Below are 22,871 nucleotides of genomic sequence, written 5' to 3' on the forward strand. Positions count from 1 at the left end.
GACTATGCAAGCTCTTCCTGCAAAAATTGCACTTCATATAGGTTTTTATAATACCCATTGTCTTTATTAAGTAACTCAGCATGCGTGCCCTGCTCAACAATTTCACCAGAATCCATAACAATAATTTTATCAGCTTTTTTAACCGTTGCTAATCTATGGGCAATCACAATAGAGCTGCGACCTTTTGTAATTTTATCCGTAGCATTTTGGATCAATTGTTCAGAATACGAGTCAACCGAAGATGTAGCTTCATCTAATACTAAAATACTTGGATTGGTAACATAAGCTCTTAAAAAAGAAATGAGTTGGCGCTGTCCAGAAGACAACATTACACCCCGTTCTTTCACATTATAATGATATCCATTTGGCAGAGACATTATAAAATCATGAATTCCTATATCCTTTGCTGCTTGAAAAACTTGTTCTTCAGTTATTTCAGGGTGATTTAAGGTAATATTATTCATAATCGTATCTGCAAATAAAAACACATCTTGCAGTACCACGGCAATTTGTGTTCTTAAAGACGATAAAGTCACAGCTTTAATATTCGTGCCATCAACCATTATGGAGCCTTCTTTTATCTCGTAAAAACGATTCAATAAATTAATAATAGTAGATTTCCCAGCCCCCGTGGCTCCAACTATTGCAACCGTTTCTCCAGCGGCTACATCAAATGAAATACCTTTTAATACAGGTTCATCCTCCACATAATTAAAATAAACGTTTTTAAACGAAATTTCCCCTTTAAAATGTTCTGCTACATGCGTGCCTGAATCATCAATCTGCGATGTGGTATCAATCACTTTAAAAACTCTCGCTGCGGCTACCATACCCATTTGAAGCGTATTAAACTTATCTGCTATTTGACGCAATGGTCTAAATAACATGGGAATGAACATTATGAATGAAATTAAAATACCTTGTGTTACGCTACCATCTAAAACTACATTTAATCCGCCATACCAAGCTACTAGGCCTATGGTTATAGATGAAGATAAATCTGCCAATGGAAAGAAAATAGAGTTATACCAAACGGTTTTTAGCCAACCTTTTTTATGCCGCTCATTTATTGCCTTAAAATTTTGAGACTCTATAGACTCCCGCGTAAAAAGCTGTAATATTTTCATCCCCGTAATACGCTCTTGAACAAATGAATTTAAATTAGACACTTCAGTTCTAACTTCCTCAAAAGCCCTTTTCATATACTTCTGAAAAATTCGAGTGGCATAAAGCAATATGGGTAGCATTAAAAACACAATTAAACTTAATTTCAGATTGGTAAAAACCATAAAACCAAAAACCACAGCCATGGTTAATAGATCTCTTACAATCATGAAAAGTCCCTGACCAAAAATATCGGCGATACGCTCCATATCAGTCACAGCGCGTGTAATTAAAACACCTACCGAGGAATTGTCATAGTATTTCATTTTAAACCGCAATAAATGATCAAAGAGCTTTACTCTAACATCCATTACTAAATTTTGACCTAACCAAGTGGCGTAATAAATAAAAAGTAACTGAAAAAAAGTTTGAAGAATAAGTACGGCTAACATGAGTATGATGAAGTACAAAAAATTTTCAGCTTCTTGTTTAGCAATACTTTCATCAATAGCATACTGCGTTATTTTAGGTGTTGCTACGCTAAAAACAGCCAACATAATCACAAGAATTATCAGACCAAAAAATATTAACCTGTATGGCTTTATATATTCAAAAAGGCGCTTGAATAACTTAAAATCAAAAACAGTGTCTTTTCCTTTACCCATCTATAGTTTTATATCCTCAGGATATTCAATTTTTGTTAAATATAAAGCATGTGCCGGTACAGAAAAACCAGCTTCACTCCTATTTTTAGATTTAATAATACTGTGCAAATCAGCAACTTCTGTTTTACCTATTCCAATATTAATCATGGTTCCAACAATGGCCCGTACCATATTACGTAAAAAACGATTTGCTTGAATTTCAAAATGAAGCTCATCATCCTTATAGCGCCAACGGGCTTTCATTATCTCACAATTATACGTTTTTACATCGGTATTACTTTTTGAAAAGCATTGAAAATCTTTATACTGAAATAAAACTTCAGCCCCTTCATTCATTTTATCAATATCCAAAACCTTCTTAACGTAATAACTGGTATCAGTGGTAAAAGCGTTCTTTTTTATGTTAACCTTGTATACATAAGTTCTACTTAAAGCCTCAAAACGTGCGTGCACCTCTGGCTTCACTTTAAATATACTATGAATAGCTATATCAACCGGTAAAAAAGAATTCAATTTAAAAACCAATTCTTTTTCTTTAAAAATAAGATCGGAATCAAAGTGTGCAAACATTTGGATGGCATGCACGCCAGTATCTGTCCTGCCCGCTCCCATAATAGCAATTTTACTTCCTAAAATTGTAGATAAGCCATTCTCAATAACTTCTTGAACTGAAATATCATGAGGCTGGATTTGCCAACCATGATAGGATTTACCGTTATACGAAAGTTCTATAAAATACCTCAACTACCTCCTATTTTTGTAAGAACACAAAGATAATGAGATAAGTGATTCTAAAAACAGCATTATTCTTAAATAAATAATAAATATTAGTATTCTGCTATCACGTTTTAATACGTTGACGTTAATTAAAATTGTTAGTATAAAATATTAAGTTTTTGCTGGTCTTCTATCTTAATAATCCCAGAATTAATAATGGTATTATTCATTTGATGGTTGTTCTTTTCTCCCCAGAGGAGCGCAACAAGTTTAATAGGATTATTTTTGAATGTGTTATTGTTTAATGTCACATTAACAATGCCTCGTGTTTGGATTAAAATCCCATTACTATCGGCATTTCCACATCGTGTAAAAGTGCTATTATATACATTTAAACATCCACCAATAGTAGACTCATCATAGCCATCTCTAAAAAAATTTATAACATTGCCTTTTACATTCTCAAATTCACAATGGTCAAACGTTACCATTTCGGCATTATAATCGCCTTTTAAATCTGCAGCCAATTCGATACCGTTTTTACAATTTTTTATAATTGTATTTTTAATGTGTATAGAGTCCGCAAAAGATCCTTTCGTCGCTTTAAGAACATAATCAAAGCCATTAATTGTACACCCCTCCATAAACAAGCTGTAATTTGAAAACATTTTTTCCTTTAAAGGGGCAAAAGTAAACTTGTTCTTAGAACTAATAAGTATTAAATTTTCTAATTTAATATTGCCTCTAGGATTCATTTCGAAGGCAGAAGAATCATCTGTTCCTGTAAAAACTAGTTTTACCTTATTTTTAGTATCCTTGGCGCGAATGACGATTTTTTTATCAATTTTAAGACTTTCTCCTATAGTGTAAAGCGAATCCGTTAACTCGATAATATCACCATCTGCGGCTTGAAGGATTTTATCAGCAAGTTCATTTTCAGCTGATGAAGCTAAAAACACCTTTTGATTATTAGCAGTTTCTTTAGGTGAAAACCAATCAGGGCCATATTTTTTCTTATCTATCTTAAATTTTTCTGCCAAAAACAGATTATTGATAGCTCCTATGGTATTCTTATCGGTTCTTGAGGAACCAAAAATATCGTTCTGAATTTTATTAAAATCATAGCCTTCATAAACTTCATTTAAGATCGGATTTTTGGCGTCCTCTGGGGCATATAACCAATCATTTATCTTTTTCATTTTTAAGGTTCCATTCTGGAACACATCATACGTAGTATATTTGATATTGTTGTTGTCAATCAAATTATTCTTGAACCGTATACCGTCAATTTTGCTATGATTAATAACAGGTGATTCATCCTTCTTAGTATTATAAATGATATTATTTGCTACAATAGAACGAATTGGAGGGGCCGAGCGAATTTCGCTAATTGGAAGCACATCTGCACTTTTTATGTTTTGACCAACTCCTATTTGCCATGGTGATTTACAATCTACCCAAGTATTATAAGTCACCACAACATCTGAAACTTGCAGATATCGGTTTAAAGGCGTCATGGGAATGCCATTCATAATAGCAAGAGGTGCTCTAAAATTTGAGCCATTAATTTTGTAAAAATAGTTATTGGTAATCCAATGGCCTGTATTTACTACCCTAATTCCGCCATAAAAGTCAGATTCATCACCCCCAATAAAAATATTACCATCTACCGAGGAGTAACTTCCATGTCTTAACACAAGTGAACCTTCACATTTGTAAAAAATATTATTCTTGAATGAGTTAAAATTTGTTTTATCAGAAATAATTTCAACTTCCCCATTACAGGCTTCAAAATAATTATTAGATACATTAACAAATCCAGGAGATACTCGTGTTTTACTATCTCCAACCCTGATGGTCTCAGCTCTGGGCCCTCCCTTTCTTGGACGTGGCCCAAAATAATTATCTACTATTTGATGGTACGTATTTATATGCTCATTGCCAGTAAAAAAAACTCTTAAGGTTTCTCCATCATTAGATTTTCCAGTTATGTAACAATGGTCTAATTTATTATGTTTTCCGTAAAACACAATCCATCGATCATTTATTAATCTATTTGGCTTAGTAAAACCATCAATGACAGTGCTGGTTACCCTACAATGGTTTGCCGTACTATCTTCACCAATCATGTATCGAATTATCGCGTTTTTTGGAGAATAGCCATTTCTGAAATACAAGCCTTTTACGTTAAGGTATTCGCCACCTAGATGAAGAAAGGAAGCGCCCTCAATAAAAACCTTTCCTGGAGTTTCCGCCCGTAAGGTAATTGGCCGGTCTTTTGTGCCTATGCCATAGAAGTTAATCTTTGCATCTTGCCATACCCCGTTCTTGAGAACGATATCATCACCGGGAGCTACTTGTTCAATGGCTAACTCTAATTCTTCCAAATCTTTCACATAAATACTTTTTATTTTTTTTTCACAAGAAAAAAGCAGAAGTACTGCGCTTATAAAAAGAATGGCGTTTTTCATCTGTAGACTTACTTTTATTTGATAGAAGTAAATGTATAGAAAATTTCTATTAATTTATTGCAGAAGAATTATATGGATAATTTAACTCAATAAATCCTAGACGCCTGTTTGTAAAAGATTAAAACAATTATCTCTAACTTTACCAATCTACTATACAAGTATAATTGATGACTAAAATTTTACTCCTTTCTGACACCCATGGTTACATTGATAATGATATTTTAAAATATGTAAAACAAGCGGATGAAGTATGGCATGCTGGTGATATTGGTGACTTAAAAGTCACTGATGCTATTAAAGAATTAAAACCCTTGCGTGCTGTTTATGGCAACATTGATGATGCTAAAACACGTGGTGAGTTTCCAGAACACAACCGTTTTATGTGTGAAGATGTTGATGTATGGATAACCCATATTGGGGGCTATCCACCAAAATATAATACCAAAGTCATTACTGACATCAAACAAAACCCACCAAGACTGTTTATTTGCGGACATTCACACATACTAAAAGTTATGCCAGATAAAAACTTACACCTTATTCATATGAATCCGGGAGCAGCTGGTAAACACGGGTTTCACAAAACACGAACAATGCTCAGATTTACTATAGACGGAAAAAAAATTGACAATTTAGAGGTTATTGAATTTCCTGTAAGGCATCCTAAATAACGAGCCCTTTTTTGTCATGCCATTTTAGTATTAAGTTGTAGCTTTGTCAACTTATAAATTATATATAATTATGAGTTTAGTAAAAGAAAATGACACCGTAAAAGTACATTATACGGGTACATTAAGTAATGGTCAAGTCTTTGATAGTTCTTTAGAAAGAGAACCTTTAGAAATCACTTTAGGTCAAGGTTTGCTTATCCCTGGTTTTGAAAAAGGTTTAGTAGATATGGCGGTTAACCAAAAGAAAACTATAAACATTCCTGTAGATGAAGCTTATGGTGAGATTAATAACGAATTATTTTATAATGTAGGTAAAGATCAATTACCTCCAGAAATGACTCCTGAGGTTGGTATGGCTTTAGCTTCAAAAGGACCTGATGGTAAAGAAGTACAATTTAGAGTGGCTGAAGTAAATGACGACCATATAGTTGTGGATGCAAATCACCCATTAGCAGGTCAAGCATTAACCTTTGAACTAGAACTTATTGACATAGCTTAAGTTTTTAGCACAAATCACAATAATTAAAAGTCTGCGACCTAGGTTTCAGACTTTTTTTATACCATATCACATAAAAAAGCCCAAGATCTTCACCTTGGGCTTACGCACTAATAATACTAAGATATCAGGTTTTTAACGTAACCTATCTACAGATTTGACAAGATCTTCATCCTTCTTGATGGCCTTATTGGCTAGGGCCAAAAATACGATAGAAACAATAGGGAGAAGCATCCCAATACCTTTCTCAGAAACCGCCGTTTCTCCAGATACATTTAGAGATTGGTACACGAAAAATCCTAGTAAAATAAAGTTTAATATGATATTTAGACGTCCCAACATAAATTGAGCAATCCTATTTTTAAACATAATTAATGAAATCAAAGATAATAAAGCAGAACCGATAAACAAACCTATATAAACTAAATTATCTTTTGCAAAAACAACCGTACCATCGTTGCTAACCCATAAATGGAACACAAAAATAAGTCCTGCAGAAATAATAGCAGCACATAATAAATAAATAGTCTGAATTCGTTGTAACATCTTACTATAATTATATCAGTTTAATTGACTTAAATAAAACGCTTTTAAAGTTTTCAATTTCAAATTAATAAAAAAAAACAACAATGTTGGTTGACCTTTTAATTTCTCTCAGAATTTAAAAAGGCATACTTTTTCATTGCTTCAAATTCTACTAATTATTGACATTTGAGCGCAAAAATAGTAGAATTAATGAGAAAAAATAAAATATTGTTGTATAATTGCATTAATAATTCACAACAATCGCAAAAACAAGCGATTAATTCTTCAGATTTAAAAATCATATTATATGAATACTCAACAGAGTATTCGGCACAAAATATTCAATTAAAACATCCATGTTTGAAATTTCACAATTAAAAGAAAAAAAACTAACTGAATTACAGGAGATTGCAAAAAAACTAAGCGTTCCTAAGTATCGATCTTTAAAAAAATTAGATTTAGTTTATCAAATATTAGATCAACAGGCAGCAGACCCAAAAGCTATAAAAGCTGTTGTATCTCCAACAGAACCTGCTGAAAAGACAGAAACCCCAAAAGCTAAACCTGCAAGAAAACCAAGACAGCGTGTTCAAAAACCAACCAAAGATGCACAGCCTAAGGCCATTGAAAAAGCGCCTGAAGAAAAGGTAACTGAGTCTGTAACTAAGGTTGAAGCGAATGAAAAAGCTGAAGCTCCGCAACAACAGAACAGACCGGCAAAAAAGCCAGTACACAAACCAAACCCCAGGCCACAAAACGACAATCAAAAGAAGCCTAATCCAAGAAATAATCAAAATCAACATAAAAACCAGAAAAACGGGAATGTTGATAGAGGGAATAAGGACAACAGAAACCGTTATAGAGAGCCAGATTTTGAGTTTGACGCAATCATAGAAAGCGAGGGTGTACTTGATATAATGCAAGATGGGTATGGCTTTTTACGTTCATCAGATTATAACTACCTATCATCTCCTGATGATATTTATGTATCGCAATCACAAATTAGATTATTTGGCTTAAAGGTTGGGGATACTGTATTTGGAAACGTGAGACCTCCGAAAGAAGGTGAAAAATATTTCCCATTAATTAAAGTAAGTCAAATTAATGGTCAGAATCCAAATGTGGTAAGAGACCGTGTCTCTTTTGAACATTTAACACCATTATTTCCTGAAGAAAAATTCAAATTAGCAGAGCGTCAAAGCACCATATCAACACGAATTATGGACTTGTTTTCACCTATAGGTAAAGGACAACGTGGTATGATTGTTTCTCAGCCAAAAACTGGTAAAACCATGCTATTAAAGGATGTTGCCAATGCTATTGCTGCCAATCACCCGGAAGTCTATCAAATGATTTTATTAATTGATGAGCGACCTGAGGAGGTAACTGATATGCAACGAAATGTACAAGGTGAAGTTATAGCTTCAACCTTTGACAAAGAAGCGCACGAGCACGTTAAAATTGCGAATATTGTTCTTGAAAAAGCAAAGCGCCTAGTAGAATGTGGTCATGATGTGGTGATCTTACTAGATTCTATTACGCGTTTAGCCAGGGCTTACAACTCGGTTCAGCCGGCTTCAGGAAAAATATTAAGTGGTGGTGTTGATGCCAATGCTTTGCATAAACCAAAACGTTTCTTTGGAGCTGCTCGTAATATTGAAAATGGTGGTTCTTTAACCATTATTGCTACGGCACTTACAGAAACAGGATCTAAAATGGACGAAGTAATTTTTGAAGAATTTAAAGGTACTGGTAATATGGAACTTCAATTGGATAGAAAAATATCTAATCGTAGAATTTTCCCTGCTATTGACCTTACATCTTCAAGTACACGTCGCGATGACATTCTACTAGATGACTCTACAGTTCAACGTATGTGGGTAATGCGCAAATATTTAGCAGATATGAACCCAGTTGAAGCTATGGAATTCATTAACGAGCGTTTCAAGCAAACTAGAAATAATGAAGAGTTTTTAATATCCATGAATGGATAATCGATTATTAACTTTACCAACTAAACGAAAAAAGTCTTTACCTAGTGTAAAGACTTTTTTCATTTCTAGGCCGATCCCTAACATAGTTTTTCAAACAGTATCCTTTAAGACACAATTTCCTTTTACAATAAAATAACCATAGTTTCCAAAACAATCTTTTGGACATAATACATACCTTGAAAAGACTGATAATATATGCAATGCCATTGAGGTTATATTTAATAACAAAAGTCGCTTCATTCTTAGATATTAAAAACCTTTTCACTTAAAGTTTTCAATAAGAATACTATTCCTATTAAAACATTTCTTATTTTTAAGAGAAAATCAAGACACCATGAATGCAATCAAGTACCCGAAGTCATTTTCACATATTGGTATAACCGTTCCAGATATTCATAAAGCCGTAAAGTTTTACGAGGACATTATGGGATGGTACGTGATAATGAAACCATCAACAGTAAAGAAGGAAAAAGAAACGGCAATTGGCCAAATGTGCATTGATGTCTTTGGTGAAGCATGGGAAACCTTTGAAATTGCCCATATGTCTACCTCTGATGGTATTGGTATTGAATTGTTCTCATTCCCCCATGGTATTAAGGAAGAACCAGAATTCAACCCTTTTAATACAGGTCTCTTTCACTTTTGTATTCAAGACCCAGATATTGAAAATTTGACAAAAAAAATAGTTGAGAACGGTGGAAAACAGCGTATGCCCATCAGAGAATATTATCCAAATGAAAAACCTTATAAAATGGTTTATGTTGAAGACCCATTTGGAATTGTATTCGAGATATACACACACAGTTATGAATTGACTTACTCTTCAGGAGCCTATCAAGAATAGATAACCACTCAAAAATAATAGCGACTAAAAAAAAGCTACTCAAAATTTGAGTAGCTTTTTAAATTAAATGATTTGATTATCTATTTTTTAATACGCATTCAGGAGATCTCTGTATTCTTTTAAATCCGAAATATTCATTTTGTTATCCAGGTTTTTAATAAGAGATAATAAATACTTTAAGCTTTCTTCTGGAGCTTCATCATCTGTAGACTCAATTACACCTTCCACCTCATCTACGGGTTCATCATCTAAAATAGGGATTAAGAAAGAACCATTTGCTTCTATGTGCTCATAAGTTAGTCTAAGCACTTTAACTACCAAAGGAATTTCAGCTTCTAAAGCATAAGTTCTTAATTCCTTAATATCATCAATTAATGTATCTGTATTAATTCCTGTTTTATCAAGATTTACCAGAATTTTATCGATTAATTTTATTGCCTTTTTATTTTCCAAGAGATTATAATTAAGTGAGTGTCCTATTTTTTAATATTGCAAATTTATAGTTTTATTAGTGTTTTAAAACTAAAAACTTAAAAGAAAATCATAAAAAAAGCTTCTCATTTCTGAGAAGCTTTTTATTATCTTGAAACTTTAATACAATTAAAGTGCTGCAACGTGCTTTGCTAAACCTGATTTTAAGTTAGCTGCCTTATTAGCATGTATAACGTTTTTCTTAGCTAATCTATCTAACATAGAAACTACAGAAGGAAACATAGTTTCAGCTTCTTTTTTGTCTGTCAACTCACGTAATTTTTTAATAGCATTACGAGTTGTTTTATGCTGATACTTATTAGTTAAACGTTTTGCTTCGTTACTTCTAATTCTTTTTAATGCTGACTTATGATTTGCCATTTTATTCTTTCTTATTAAAATATTGTAGCCCGTAGGGGAATCGAACCCCTCTTACCAGGATGAAAACCTGGCGTCCTAGCCGATAGACGAACGGGCCATTTGTTTTGAGTGCGCAAATATAAATTTAATTTACAAAACTGCAACTAAAATTTAAAAATTACTTCACTGTTTCAAATAACTTACAATGTTTTCCATTGCGGATGCAAAAATACAACTATTTTTAAATGTTGCAAGAGCAATATAATTTTTTTTTAAAAAAATTTATTTCACCCGCCATTTTCGCCAAATTTAATAAGCTTTTGCAAACAATACTCTACGTTTAGAAGGGTTTCCAGAATAAACACAAACCCCTTCTTCATCCTTCCCTTCTAGCGGAATACATCTAATAGTTGCTTTGGTCAACTCTTTAATCTTATCTTCTGTCTCATTTGTGCCATCCCAATGTGCAGAAACAAACCCGGTTTTTGTTTCTAAGACACTCTTAAATTCATCAAAGGTATCTACTTCTGTAATATGCTCGTTTCTGAAATCTAATGCTTTATTAAAAAGGGCATCTTGAATCTCTTTAATTAATCCCTCAACTTTATCATTTAAATTATCTAGAGCCACAACCTCTTTTGTGAGTGTGTCACGACGCGCTACCTCTACAGTGCCATTAGCCAAGTCTCTGGCTCCAATAGCTATTCTAATAGGGACACCTTGCAATTCATGCTGAGCAAACTTAGCACCAGGTCTACGGGTCGTTCTATTATCATATTTAACGGTAATATGTTTGGCTCTAAAATCACAAATAATACTATTTGCAACTTCGGTAATCGCTTCTAAATCTTCTTCGCTTTTATAAATAGGAACAATAACAACTTGATTTGGTGCTAAGCTTGGCGGTAATACCAATCCATGATCATCACTATGCGTCATAATTAAAGCCCCCATTAAACGTGTTGAAACACCCCAAGAGGTCGCCCACACATAATCCTGTTTCCCTTCTTTATTAGCAAATTTAACATCAAAAGCCTTAGCAAAATTTTGTCCTAAAAAGTGAGATGTTCCAGCCTGTAAGGCCTTGCCATCTTGCATTAAAGCTTCAATACAATAGGTCTCATCAGCACCCGCAAAACGTTCGCTTTCAGTTTTTAAGCCCTGAATAACAGGAATAGCCATAAATTTTTCAACAAAAGTAGCATAGACATTATTCATTAACTCTGCCTCAGCCAAAGCTTCTTTTTTGGTTTCATGTGCCGTATGCCCTTCTTGCCACAAAAATTCTGCGGTTCGCAAAAACAAACGTGTTCGCATTTCCCATCGTACAACATTAGCCCATTGATTAATGAGAAGTGGCAAATCTCTATAAGACTGCACCCATCCTCTAAACGTATTCCAGATAATAGCTTCTGAAGTCGGTCTTACAATAAGCTCTTCTTCTAATTTAGCTTCTGGATCTACTCTCAATTTCCCTGCATTATCCGGATCATTCTGCAACCTATAGTGCGTTACAATAGCACACTCTTTGGCAAAACCTTCCGCATTTTTCTCTTCAGCCTCAAACAAACTTTTAGGAACAAACAATGGGAAATAGGCGTTTTGATGACCTGTTTCTTTGAACATTTTATCCAATTCAGCCTGCATTTTCTCCCAAATTGCATAACCGTAAGGCTTTATAACCATGCAACCTCTAACGGCTGAATTCTCGGCAAGGTCAGCTTTTACAACCAATTCGTTATACCATTTCGAATAATCTTCCGCTCTACTAGTAAGTTTTTTACTCATATTTTTGTTTTGGCACAAATGTTGTGACTAAGTTAAATAAGAAAATAGTTCAGCAAAACTAACTATTTTTGTGATGTTCAACAATTAAATTCAATAGATATGCATACATACAACTACTTAAAAGAAAAAGTATCATTAGCAGGCTTGCTAGGTCTTCTTCTAAGTTTAGCATCCTGTGGATCCTATGAATATGTTGGCATAGACAATGATGGAATATACGGAGAACCCACCGTAACTCATCAAGAAAAAGCAGTTGAAACGCCACCCAAAAATGACACAAACTACTATGAGAACTATTTCCAAACTAAAGCTATAGAGTCGGAAAACCTAGACAATGACAATGCAATATTTACCGATATAGATTCATACGAAAACTCAAGTTATGTTGAAAATGACACTATACCTAACAATTATCAAGGCTATCCTGGATGGGGACAAAGCAACAGTAATGTTGTTGTTAATGTAAACGCTGGCTGGGGAGGCTGGGGTGGTTGGGGCGTTGGTTTTGGCTGGGGCTGGGGAGGATATTATGGCGGATACTACCCCGGCTGGGGTTATCCGGGATGGGGTTATCCAGGATGGGGATACCCAGGTTGGGGGTATCCAGGATGGGGCTATCCGGGATACGGCTACTACCGCAGTCCATATGTATCATATAATGCTAGTAGACGAGGTAGTTATTATTCTAGAGGCTACAGCGGCTCTCAATCTGGTAGACGCAGCTCGTATAGCTCAACGGCAAATGGAGGAAGGCGAAGCGCGTATGCCTCTAATAATTCCAGAAATTCTGCATCAGGAAATAGCAGTTCAAGACGAAGTTCTGTAAATTCAAATAACAGGACGACATCAAAGTATACCACAACGCGCAGAAGTAGCAGTGTAAATAGAAATAATACAACATCCGGCTACAGTACTAGACGCAGTTATAGTACTACGGGAAATAGAACATACTCAGGTACCACAAGACGATCAGTTAGCACAAGAACGCCCTCTGGAAACTCAACATCTCGAGCTTCAACTTCTCAATCTAGAAGAAGTTCAAGCAGCGTTTATAGCCAACCGAGCAGAAGTTATAATTCAGGCGGTAGCACCTACAGAAATTCGTCCTCAAGAAGCTCAGGTTACTCACCTAGCAGAAGTTCTAGTTCAGGCTCAAGTGGCTCAATGTCCAGATCTTCAGGAGCTAGTAGAAGTTCAGGTGGAGGACGCTCATCAGGTGGTGGCGGAAGAAGACGCTAATCTTATATTTATAAAAAAACTAATAATATGAAAAAGTTTAAATTACTATTCATAGGAATCCTATCTATGTCTACCATATACGGCCAAGAAATTAGCGATGTCCTAAGATATTCGCAAAACGAAATTCACGGAACAGCTCGTTTTAGGGCTATGAGTGGGGCTTTTGGGGCCTTAGGGGGCGATATGAGTGCTGTAAGTTTAAATCCTGCTGGTTCTGTAGTATTTAGCCAGAGTCATGCCTCAGTAACAGGCTCTGTAGTAGGCACGGATAACACCACTAATTATTTCAGTAATTACAGCAATTCTGAAGAATCAAAATTTCAAATTAACCAAGGTGGCGCCGCATTTATTTTCAGAAACAATAACAGAAGCTCAGATTGGACCAAATTTGCATTATCATTTAATTATGAACGCACCAATAACCATAATAGTAGCTGGAATGCACGTGGACTTAATACTGACGGAGATCAAGACTTCAGTAATTCGGTAGCAAGCTACTTTTATGACTATGCAGATGGCAAAAGACTTGATGAAATATCTGCTCTACCCGATGAATCAATCACTAGAGCTTATAGAGAAATTGGAGACCTATATGGGCATGCGCATCAGCAAGCTTTTCTTGGCTATGAATCTTACATCTTAGATCCAGAATTCGATGAGGATGATAACACAACCTATTTTGCAAATGTTGGCCCAGGAAGTTTCAATCATAATTACACCTATATTGCCGCTGGATACAACTCTAAAATGAGTTTCAACTTAGCTACCCAATACAAAAACATCCTTTCATTAGGACTAAATTTAAATTCTCATTTTTTGAGTTATGATAGGACAACCATACTACTAGAAGACAATTCAAATATAGGATCAACAATTACTAATATCGATTTTCGAAATAACTTATGGACCAGAGGAACAGGTTTTTCATTCCAACTTGGTGCTATTGTTAAAGTGACCCCAGAATTTAGAGCTGGTATAGTTTATGACTCGCCTACCTGGTATTCTATAGATGAAGAAACAAGTCAATCTGTTACTACTGTTGAAGAAACCGACTCCAATTCTTTTACAACCGTAATTAACCCAGGAATTGTAAATGTCTACCCGAGATACAACTTACAATCCCCAGGAAGAATTACGGGTAGTTTGGCTTATATAATAGCAAAACGCGGATTAATTAGTTTTGATTATTCTAACACAAATTACAGCAAAACACAATTAAGTCCAACTTATGACGATTTTTTTGCTGATCAAAATGAGGTTATGCGTAATACTTTTGCGAACGCATCAACATATCGGTTTGGGGCGGAATATAAAATAAAACAAATAAGCCTAAGAGGTGGTTACAGGTTTGAAGAAAGTCCGTACGCAAACAAAACAACAGTGGGCGATTTAACAGGATTTTCTTTTGGTCTTGGATGCAATTTTGGCAGTATGCGTATAGATCTAGCCTATGATCAAGCTGAAAGATCTTCTCAAAATAGCTTGTACAATTTAAATTTTGGCACACCCCCTTCTGCCAATGTGAATACTAAAAATCAAAATTTCACATTCACCTTAGCATTTAATATTTAATTCAGAAAAGAATGAGGGTACATCTAATGAATAGCAAACTTCATTTTTTTATATAGAGTTTACTGTAATTAAACAGCACTTTTATTGACCAATTACAGATATTAATTATTTGCCAACATCAAGCGTTTAAAAAGAGAAATGCTTATATTTGCAAATTAAATTTTTAGCTATTAAAGATGAAATTTGATAATAATTTAGACGATTTAGAAGCCTTAGGAAACGAGCACATTGGCACTTCAGAAAACACGCCAATGCGCAATGATGCCTTCAAACTTTCTAATGAAGAAAAAATAGATATTATTAAGGATGATGTTCGTCATATCATGGAAACCTTAGGTTTAGATTTAACTGATGACAGCCTTAGCGGTACACCAAACCGCGTAGCAAAAATGTTTGTTAAAGAAATATTTGGAGGTCTTGATCCAAAGAAAAAACCTAGCGCTTCAACTTTTGATAACAAATACAAATATGGAGAAATGCTCGTTGAAAAAAACATAACTGTTTATTCAACTTGTGAACACCACTTACTTCCTATAGTTGGGCGAGCTCATATTGCTTATATATCTAATGGCACTGTAGTTGGCTTATCTAAAATGAATCGTATTGTTGATTATTTCGCTAAACGTCCTCAAGTACAAGAGCGTCTTACCATACAGGTAGTTAGAGAACTTCAAGAAGTGTTGGACACTAAAGATGTTGCTTGTGTGATTGATGCCAAACATCTGTGCGTTAATTCTAGAGGAATTAGAGATATAGAAAGCAGCACCGTAACCTCTGAATTTGGAGGGAAATTTAAAGACATGGCAACACGCAGAGAGTTTTTAGATTACATCAAATTGGACACTACATTTTAATTATCAGTTGAAATAATTAACGCGACAACTACCTAACATGCCATTATACCAATCGCAACAAATAAAAATATATAATTCCCTTACGGGAAAAAAAGAGGTTTTCAAACCCATTAACGAAGGACACATAGGCATGTATGTTTGTGGTCCTACTGTTTATAGCAATGTGCATTTAGGAAACGTAAGAACGTTTATGTCATTTGACATGGTATTTCGCTACCTCAAACAATTAGGCTACAAAGTACGATATGTACGTAACATTACAGATGCAGGTCATTTAGAAAATGATGCCGATGCGGGTGAAGATAAAATCACGAAAAAAGCACGTTTAGAAGAAATAGAACCTATGGAGGTTGTGCAACGCTATACAGTTGACTTTCATAATATTTTAAATGTCTTTAATTTTTTACCTCCTAGTATAGAACCAACGGCAACAGGTCATATCATTGAACAAATAGAATTAATAAATACAATTATTGCAAATGGCTACGCCTATGAGGTAAACGGCTCTGTTTACTTTGATGTCCATAAGTTTAATGAAACCAATGATTACGGAAAATTAAGCAAACGTAAACTTGACGATCTTATTCATAACACCAGGGTGCTTGATGGTCAAAGTGATAAAAAGAATCCGCAAGATTTTGCCCTTTGGAAAAAAGCAGAACCACAGCACATTATGCGTTGGCCATCTCCATGGAGCGATGGTTTCCCTGGATGGCACCTTGAATGTACAGCCATGAGCACCAAATATTTAGGTGAACGTTTTGATATACATGGCGGAGGAATGGATTTAAAATTCCCCCATCACGAATGCGAAATCGCTCAGAACGAAGCAGCAAAAGGTGTTTCTCCTGTAAATTATTGGATGCACGCCAATATGTTAGAGTTAAATGGCTCTAGAATGTCAAAATCTACTGGAAACACAGTCAATCCAGGAGAATTACTTTCTGGCAATAACAAGTTCTTTAGTAAAGCCTATAGCCCAAGTGTTATCCGATTTTTTAATGCACAATCCTCTTACCGCAGTGTTCTAGATTTAACAGATGATGGTTTATTGGGAAGTGAAAAAGGATTTTATAGATTGATGGATGCAGTCAATCAATTACCCGCCTTGAAAGCTTCAGGGACATCTTCTATTGATATTGTAGCATGGAAACAAAAATGTTATGATGCCATGAATGATGATTTTAATTCACCTATTCTAATAGCACATCTTTTTGAAGCAGCTAAATACATCAATCAAATTAAAGAAGGTCAAGCTTCTATTTCCTCTGATGATTTAAGAACATTCAAGGACACGATTAATATTTTTGTTTTTGATGTTTTAGGGCTTGAAAACAATTCTAATTCTGATTCTGGAACAGATAAATTATCAGGAGCGGTTGACGTTTTAATTAAATTGCGTCAGGAGGCTAGAGCCAATAAAGATTTTGCGTTATCAGATAAAATCCGGGATGAATTAGCCGAAGTCGGTATTCAGCTTAAAGACGGAAAAGACGGCACAACATACTCTGTGAACTAACCTTTTAATTTAGTATACGCTTAGTTCGGGTAAAAAACGTAAAGTTTGGGGTAGAATTGATATATTCTTTAGCCTTTTAATTTTCTAATTTGCCCATCAATTAGCTTATCTCATCCAGCGGATTCAAATCTTCTAGGAATTATTGAGAATAAGCCAAGGCTAGGACTATTCAAACTAAATTAAAATGTTCAAAAAAAACACTGCAATTATACATATAATTGCACTTTCTATTTGCTTCTCATTTACATCCCCTTTAAGTGCTCAAACGCCAGACACCAATTCGTTTGTAGAGGCATTTAAAGACTTCCGGAGAAAGGAGAAAAACTTAAGAAAATGGGATGCTCCTGTAATTGCAGACCTAGACCAAGATGGATACTTAGACCTACTAATCAACGATCATGGCTACGGCATCCAAGTGTGCTGGAACAACAAAGGCAAATATGCTAAACCATATGACATTATTATGGGTGACCTGCATGGCGTTTCCGTTGGTGATTTTGATAAAGACGGTGATTTAGAGATTATCATGTCACGGGGTGGTGGTTCAGGAAGTAATGCTAGAAACTCAAAAATGTATCGGGTAACCAAACAACGTGAATTTGTGGAATTACCAGATTTCAAGGTGCCCCTTGCTCTTATGCGAGGAAGAACTGTAAAATTTATTGACTTAAATAATAACGGTGAACTTGATCTTCTAAATTTTGCTTTTCCTGATTTGAAAATGAAAGGTGAAACAGAAAACTATATTTATGAAAATAATGGTTCAGGACAACTTACACTTAAATCAACCATACCAGCCTCGAAGGTTAATGGTCAAAAAGCCTTAACTACAGATATTAATGGCGACAACATCATGGATATCATATTATATGGCTATGACAATGTCATAGTATATAAAGGTAATGGTGATTTTAGTTTTTCTGATGTTACAAAGAAAGCACTTCCAAATGACCTAGAAAACGTTACCAGCATTGTTGAAATAGATTATGATAACGATGGAGATTTTGATTTGTTTTTCACAAGAGGTTTAGAATTTCAAAAAGGAGAAACTTTTTTCAATAAAGACACTAATGTATGGGGGTTCTTTACAAAACGAGGTGCTTTTAAGTTTGATGATTTAGAAACTGGAGATATTCTTAATATTGAAAACTTCCAATCGCAATGGCCTAACAACGATACCTATTATATTGGTGAATCTTCATATAAATATGAATTTTCAGGTGAAACGCATTCTGGCAAGGATATTAGATTAGTCAATAGCGATGCTCTTGGCTTTCCAGATAATGCCAATCACAAAGAACAAACAGGGCATTATATTGGTTATGTTGGTAATGATAAATGGCGACTTTCTGGATTTCTTTGGGCGCCAGCTACTGGAATAATTCGTGGCGTAAAAGATTATCCAGAATATAATCATCCCAAAGGACTTAAAGATGTCTTGCTAGAAAATACAGGAGGAAAATTTAAAGAAGTCACCCAAAAGCTAAATCTATCTAATAAAGAGCACACCATGGCTTCTACGGTAGCAGATTTTGACAATAACGGCTATCAAGATATTCTTGTGATAAGACGCGGCAACTTGGTATCCCCAAACGAATCATTAATTTACTTAAATCAAGGCGGCTCTGGATTTAATACATTGAGCAATCATAATATTATTTCAACAGAATTGGGCGCTATAGGCATGGCGGTTGAAACTGTTGATTATAATAAAAATGGAAAAATTGATATTGTTATTGGTAACGAACGCGGCAAATGGCATTTATTTAAGAATGAATTAGCTTCTGCCAAACAAAACAATTTTATAACCATAGAAGTTAGTAATTCTAAACGAGGTCACGTTAGTCCGCTTGGTGCAGTTGTAGAAGTAAGTTCATGTAAAAACAAACAATTAAAACGTATTGGATCTTCAGGTTCTCAATACTCACTTAATTATAATACGTTTGCTCATTTTGGTCTTGGAACATGTAGTTCTGGGATTAAAGTTAAAGTGACTTATTCTAACGGAGAATCTATTGAACAAACCATTTCAAACATAAACCAAACTGTTCTTATAGGTAAGAAAAATTAAATCTAATATCTGTTAAATATCATTTATAAAATTCTAAAATATTATGGCTAAGATTTCAAAACCAATAAAACTACTTCTCCTTGGAACTTTTATCTCTATAATGAGCTGTCTAGGCCAACAGGCCAAACCTAATATATTATTCATATTATGTGACGACCTAGGTTATAATGATGTTGGCTTCAATGGATCAACAGATATAACCACACCAGAATTAGATAAGTTGGCCGACAATGGCACTATCTTTACTTCAGCCTATGTAGCACATCCGTTCTGTGGTCCAAGTAGAGCTTCATTACTAACAGGGCGCTATTCTCAAGAAATAGGAACCCCATTTAACCTTCATGGAAATTCTAGTAAGAATGACGAAGACAATATGGGTATACCTTTAGAAGAAACATTTATATCCAAAGTACTAAATGATGCTGGATATTACACTAGCGTTATAGGAAAATGGCATTTAGGAAACTCTCCTAAATACCATCCCAACAAACGAGGTTTTGATAACTTTTACGGATTTCTAGGTGGAGGTCATGATTACTTTCCAGCCAAATATCAGAAAGAATACGAAAGACAAGTAAATGCCGGAAATAAAAATATTCGCGACTATGTTCATCCTTTAGAGCACAATAATAAAACAGTAAAAGAAACCGAATACATAACCGATGCCTTATCTAGAGAGGCCGTTAAAGACATAAAACTGGCTTCTAAAAATAAAGAACCTTTCTTTATGTATTTATCTTATAATGCGCCTCATGTTCCATTACAAGCCAAAGAAGAAGACCTTGCGATTTTTAAAAATATTGAAAATAAAGAACGAAGAACCTATGCTGCTATGGTATATGCAGTAGACAGAGGGGTTGGAAAAATTGTAGACGCCTTAAAAGAAACTAATCAATATAAGAACACCCTAATTGTTTTTATGAGTGATAACGGCGGAAATTTTAATCATGGTGCTAATAATTCCCCACTCAAAGGAACCAAAGGAGATGCATGGGAAGGCGGTTATCGCGTACCTATGTTCTTTCATTACCCAAATAAACTAAAAAAAGGTAAGCAATTTGATTATCCTGTGTCTGCTTTAGATTTGTATCCTACGTTTGTCAATCTAGCCAAGGCAACAATTCCTAAAGGTAAAATATTGGACGGAAAAGACATCATGAACCATGTAACATCAAATACAGACGCACATAAAGACGAAATGATCTACTGCTTGCGTTACAGACATGGCCATTGTGATGTTGGAGCTAGAAAAGGAGATTGGAAAATTACACGAGTTGGAAATGAACCATGGCGATTAACAAATATCACGGAAGATATAGGTGAAAAGAAAAATGTTGGAGGTAGATATCCTGAAAAATTAAGAGAAATGGTTGTTGAAACCGAAAAATGGACAGAAAGCTTCGTAAAACCACTATGGTACTATTCTGCCAAAGATGAAGAATTATGGAATGACGGCAGAATGCCTCAGTATGAAGAGACCTTCACCGTTGATCCACTTATCAATCCTGCCTCTAAAAAATAACAGCTGTACAATATACTTCGTGTAAAATTGCCAAGGCTTCAAACATTGATTTACTAATTTTTGTTTGAAGCCTTTTTAATTCTATAAACATTACCTAACTATTAAACCAGAAACAGTTTAATCCCCGACTATATTGCTTAAAATCTAGAGTTACTATTGCCTTACTATTAAGTCTTAGCTGTTTAACTAAAAATGTTAAGTGAAATTTATTTGGACATCACTAAGAGGCCTCATAAATATTTTTAGACCATAGTAAAACAAAGAAATTCCCCAAATTGATCTATTTATTATAAATGAATTAAGTCTATCTATTTAAAAATTTATGAGGTCCTACAGAAAAAAAAACTCCTCAAAAAAACTTAGATTGAATTAATTAAGTTCGTCAAATTCACACCTCTATTCAAATCCATTTTTTTTCTTAACCTATGACGTGCAACATGGACACTCCCTAGTGATATTCCCAAAAGATAAGCCATTTCTTTCCCTGAAAAGTTAAGTTTTATTAAAGCACAAAGTTTAAGATCAGCCCCCGACAAATCAGGAATTTTTTGTTGCAAACGTTCATAAAACCCAACATTCTGTTCTTTAAATCTTGTATTGAATGCATCCCAAAGACTTTCAGATCTCCCCTCAATCATTTTCAACAAAGATTTAGCCTGATGCTCAGAGTTCGAGGATTTAATAAAATCTATAAGTTTCTTAATTATCTCTTCTTTTTCAATAAGTCTTAAAGTACTCCCAGTTAACTCCTTATTTTTAATGTCAATTAACGCCATTGAGTCTTTTTCCTTTTTTTGATGTTTCAATGACCTAATCCTAAAAATCACAACAAATCCAAAAATCACAACCACAAATAAAAACACATATAGCAAGTTTCTAAACCGCAAAACATCTTTTTCTTTGTTTGCCAATTCTAAATTTTTTGAATTTAGTAGTTCTTTCTTTTTAGCCAGCTCGTCCTTATATCTATTCCGTACCGTTAAAAACCCTCTATTTCTATCTTTCCGCGGATTTAGATACATATCACTTATAAACTTCGCCTTTTGTTCACTCTCATACGCCTTTTTGTATTCACCCTGTCTGTACAATAAATTGGCATATTGCGAGTACACAAAGGATTTATAGAATATATTCTCCCCGGTTTCATCCTCTATTGAAACTGCCTTTTCAAAATACTGCTTAGCATCTACATAGCGTTTAAGCCCAATATTTACACCACCAATACGCCCATAAAGAATAATTAAGAAACTTTTTATGAACTTAGCCTTATCCGTATTTTGGCCAGCATTTTCTAATGCCGAAGCGGCCCATACTAACAAGGTTTTTGCAGCAGCAAGTTCATTAGTCATTTCAAATAAACTGGCCTCTTTCTCAGCAAGAAATATTTTATCAAATTTCTCGTTTCTAAAGGTGCTCAATGTCCTACATGAATCTATCTGTGCCTTTAATCCATCATAATTAGAAATTCTCTGATAATACATCATTAAATTATAATGTGATTGATATAAATCACCAATATCAATTTTACTCTGCTTATAGAGTACCTTATAGTATTTATGCGCCTTCAGAAAGTTGCTACCTGCGTCTTCATCCTGCTTGTATAAATAAGCCAAAACACCAAGTTCTTCATGCGCCTTCGCTATTAAAACTGAGTCTTGAATTTCTTCAGCCATAAATAGTGCTTCTCCTGCATGACTAAAAGCCTTACCGTACTCAAATTGACCACGCTCAAATGCACTCAAACGCACTAAACTTTTTATATCTCTTTGGGCTTCACCTTTTTGATATGTCTTCTGAAGGGTATTATAGATCGAATCATCTAGGGAATCTGAATAGAATTGCCTCTCATCGGAATACGTTCTAAATTGCTGAGCATGTAAACTCACAAAACACATTATGTTAAGTAAATACAATAAGACAATCTTTTGATTATTAATCCTTATAGTATTCATATAGAATAATTTAAGTCATTTTTAAAAAACAAACAT

18 protein-coding genes and 1 tRNA gene are annotated in these 22,871 nt (G+C 34.6%); 10 read left to right on the top strand and 9 right to left on the bottom strand.

What is annotated here, in order from left to right:
• Positions 1-2 precede the first annotated feature (2 nt).
• From IE051_RS06990 to IE051_RS07000, 3 genes are all read right to left on the bottom strand, one after another.
• Positions 3-1,769, bottom strand: a complete 1,767-nt coding sequence (locus IE051_RS06990) for an ABC transporter ATP-binding protein (protein WP_189360077.1) — start codon at positions 1,767-1,769, stop codon at positions 3-5.
• Positions 1,770-2,513, bottom strand: a complete 744-nt coding sequence (gene truA, locus IE051_RS06995; RefSeq protein WP_189360078.1) for a tRNA pseudouridine(38-40) synthase TruA — start codon at positions 2,511-2,513, stop codon at positions 1,770-1,772. It abuts the gene before it with no gap.
• A 131-nt stretch (positions 2,514-2,644) separates the two neighbouring features.
• Positions 2,645-4,957 carry a chondroitinase-B domain-containing protein gene (locus IE051_RS07000; protein WP_189360079.1) on the bottom strand — a complete coding sequence of 771 codons (2,313 nt, stop codon included), beginning with the start codon at positions 4,955-4,957 and terminating at the stop codon, positions 2,645-2,647.
• Between the two features lie 167 nt (positions 4,958-5,124).
• Between IE051_RS07000 and IE051_RS07005 the strand changes: the two genes are divergently transcribed.
• The gene (locus tag IE051_RS07005) at positions 5,125-5,628 is read left to right on the top strand and encodes a metallophosphoesterase family protein (RefSeq protein ID WP_189360080.1); all 504 of its coding nucleotides are present in this window, start codon (positions 5,125-5,127) and stop codon (positions 5,626-5,628) included.
• Positions 5,629-5,698: 70 nt separating this feature from the next.
• On the top strand, positions 5,699-6,127 hold the full coding sequence (locus IE051_RS07010) for an FKBP-type peptidyl-prolyl cis-trans isomerase (RefSeq protein WP_189360081.1): 429 nt from the start codon (positions 5,699-5,701) through the stop codon (positions 6,125-6,127).
• Between the two features lie 132 nt (positions 6,128-6,259).
• On the opposite strand, the gene IE051_RS07015 is transcribed toward IE051_RS07010, so the two are convergent.
• Complete coding sequence (locus tag IE051_RS07015; RefSeq protein ID WP_189360082.1) at positions 6,260-6,670, bottom strand: DUF4293 domain-containing protein; 411 nt, start codon at positions 6,668-6,670, stop codon at positions 6,260-6,262.
• 335 nt (positions 6,671-7,005) lie between these two features.
• Here IE051_RS07015 and rho point away from each other — a divergent pair, with 335 nt between their 5' ends.
• The gene (gene rho, locus IE051_RS07020) at positions 7,006-8,643 is read left to right on the top strand and encodes a transcription termination factor Rho (protein ID WP_189360083.1); all 1,638 of its coding nucleotides are present in this window, start codon (positions 7,006-7,008) and stop codon (positions 8,641-8,643) included.
• A 334-nt stretch (positions 8,644-8,977) separates the two neighbouring features.
• A complete protein-coding gene (locus tag IE051_RS07025) occupies positions 8,978-9,487 on the top strand; it encodes a lactoylglutathione lyase family protein (protein WP_189360084.1) in 510 nt (169 codons plus the stop codon).
• An 87-nt stretch (positions 9,488-9,574) separates the two neighbouring features.
• Here the strand turns inward: IE051_RS07025 and IE051_RS07030 are convergent, their stop codons facing one another.
• From IE051_RS07030 to proS, 4 genes are all read right to left on the bottom strand, one after another.
• Positions 9,575-9,940: a hypothetical protein gene (locus IE051_RS07030; RefSeq protein WP_189360085.1), complete on the bottom strand. Its 366-nt coding sequence runs from the start codon at positions 9,938-9,940 to the stop codon at positions 9,575-9,577.
• Positions 9,941-10,087: 147 nt separating this feature from the next.
• Positions 10,088-10,339, bottom strand: a complete 252-nt coding sequence (gene rpsT, locus IE051_RS07035) for a 30S ribosomal protein S20 (protein ID WP_092852814.1) — start codon at positions 10,337-10,339, stop codon at positions 10,088-10,090.
• 25 nt (positions 10,340-10,364) lie between these two features.
• Positions 10,365-10,436 (bottom strand) — tRNA-Glu (locus tag IE051_RS07040).
• Positions 10,437-10,627: 191 nt separating this feature from the next.
• On the bottom strand, positions 10,628-12,106 hold the full coding sequence (proS, locus tag IE051_RS07045) for a proline--tRNA ligase (RefSeq protein ID WP_189360086.1): 1,479 nt from the start codon (positions 12,104-12,106) through the stop codon (positions 10,628-10,630).
• Between the two features lie 99 nt (positions 12,107-12,205).
• Here proS and IE051_RS07050 point away from each other — a divergent pair, with 99 nt between their 5' ends.
• The 6 genes from IE051_RS07050 (at position 12,206) to IE051_RS07075 (ending at position 20,883) form a co-directional block, all read left to right on the top strand.
• Positions 12,206-13,345: a hypothetical protein gene (locus IE051_RS07050; protein ID WP_189360087.1), complete on the top strand. Its 1,140-nt coding sequence runs from the start codon at positions 12,206-12,208 to the stop codon at positions 13,343-13,345.
• A 27-nt stretch (positions 13,346-13,372) separates the two neighbouring features.
• Positions 13,373-14,917 (top strand): OmpP1/FadL family transporter, encoded by a 1,545-nt coding sequence (locus IE051_RS07055; protein ID WP_189360088.1) that lies wholly within the window; start codon positions 13,373-13,375, stop codon positions 14,915-14,917.
• 176 nt (positions 14,918-15,093) lie between these two features.
• Complete coding sequence (gene folE / locus IE051_RS07060) at positions 15,094-15,771, top strand: GTP cyclohydrolase I FolE (RefSeq protein WP_189360089.1); 678 nt, start codon at positions 15,094-15,096, stop codon at positions 15,769-15,771.
• A gap of 37 nt (positions 15,772-15,808) precedes the next feature.
• On the top strand, positions 15,809-17,290 hold the full coding sequence (gene cysS, locus IE051_RS07065; RefSeq protein ID WP_189360090.1) for a cysteine--tRNA ligase: 1,482 nt from the start codon (positions 15,809-15,811) through the stop codon (positions 17,288-17,290).
• 184 nt (positions 17,291-17,474) lie between these two features.
• Complete coding sequence (locus tag IE051_RS07070; protein ID WP_189360091.1) at positions 17,475-19,361, top strand: CRTAC1 family protein; 1,887 nt, start codon at positions 17,475-17,477, stop codon at positions 19,359-19,361.
• A 43-nt stretch (positions 19,362-19,404) separates the two neighbouring features.
• Complete coding sequence (locus tag IE051_RS07075) at positions 19,405-20,883, top strand: sulfatase-like hydrolase/transferase (RefSeq protein WP_189360092.1); 1,479 nt, start codon at positions 19,405-19,407, stop codon at positions 20,881-20,883.
• Between the two features lie 359 nt (positions 20,884-21,242).
• On the opposite strand, the gene IE051_RS07080 is transcribed toward IE051_RS07075, so the two are convergent.
• The gene (locus IE051_RS07080; protein ID WP_189360093.1) at positions 21,243-22,835 is read right to left on the bottom strand and encodes a helix-turn-helix transcriptional regulator; all 1,593 of its coding nucleotides are present in this window, start codon (positions 22,833-22,835) and stop codon (positions 21,243-21,245) included.
• Positions 22,836-22,871: the final 36 nt, after the last annotated feature.

It is taken from the genome of Algibacter mikhailovii, assembly GCF_014651495.1.
GTDB lineage: Bacteria > Bacteroidota > Bacteroidia > Flavobacteriales > Flavobacteriaceae > Algibacter_E > Algibacter_E mikhailovii.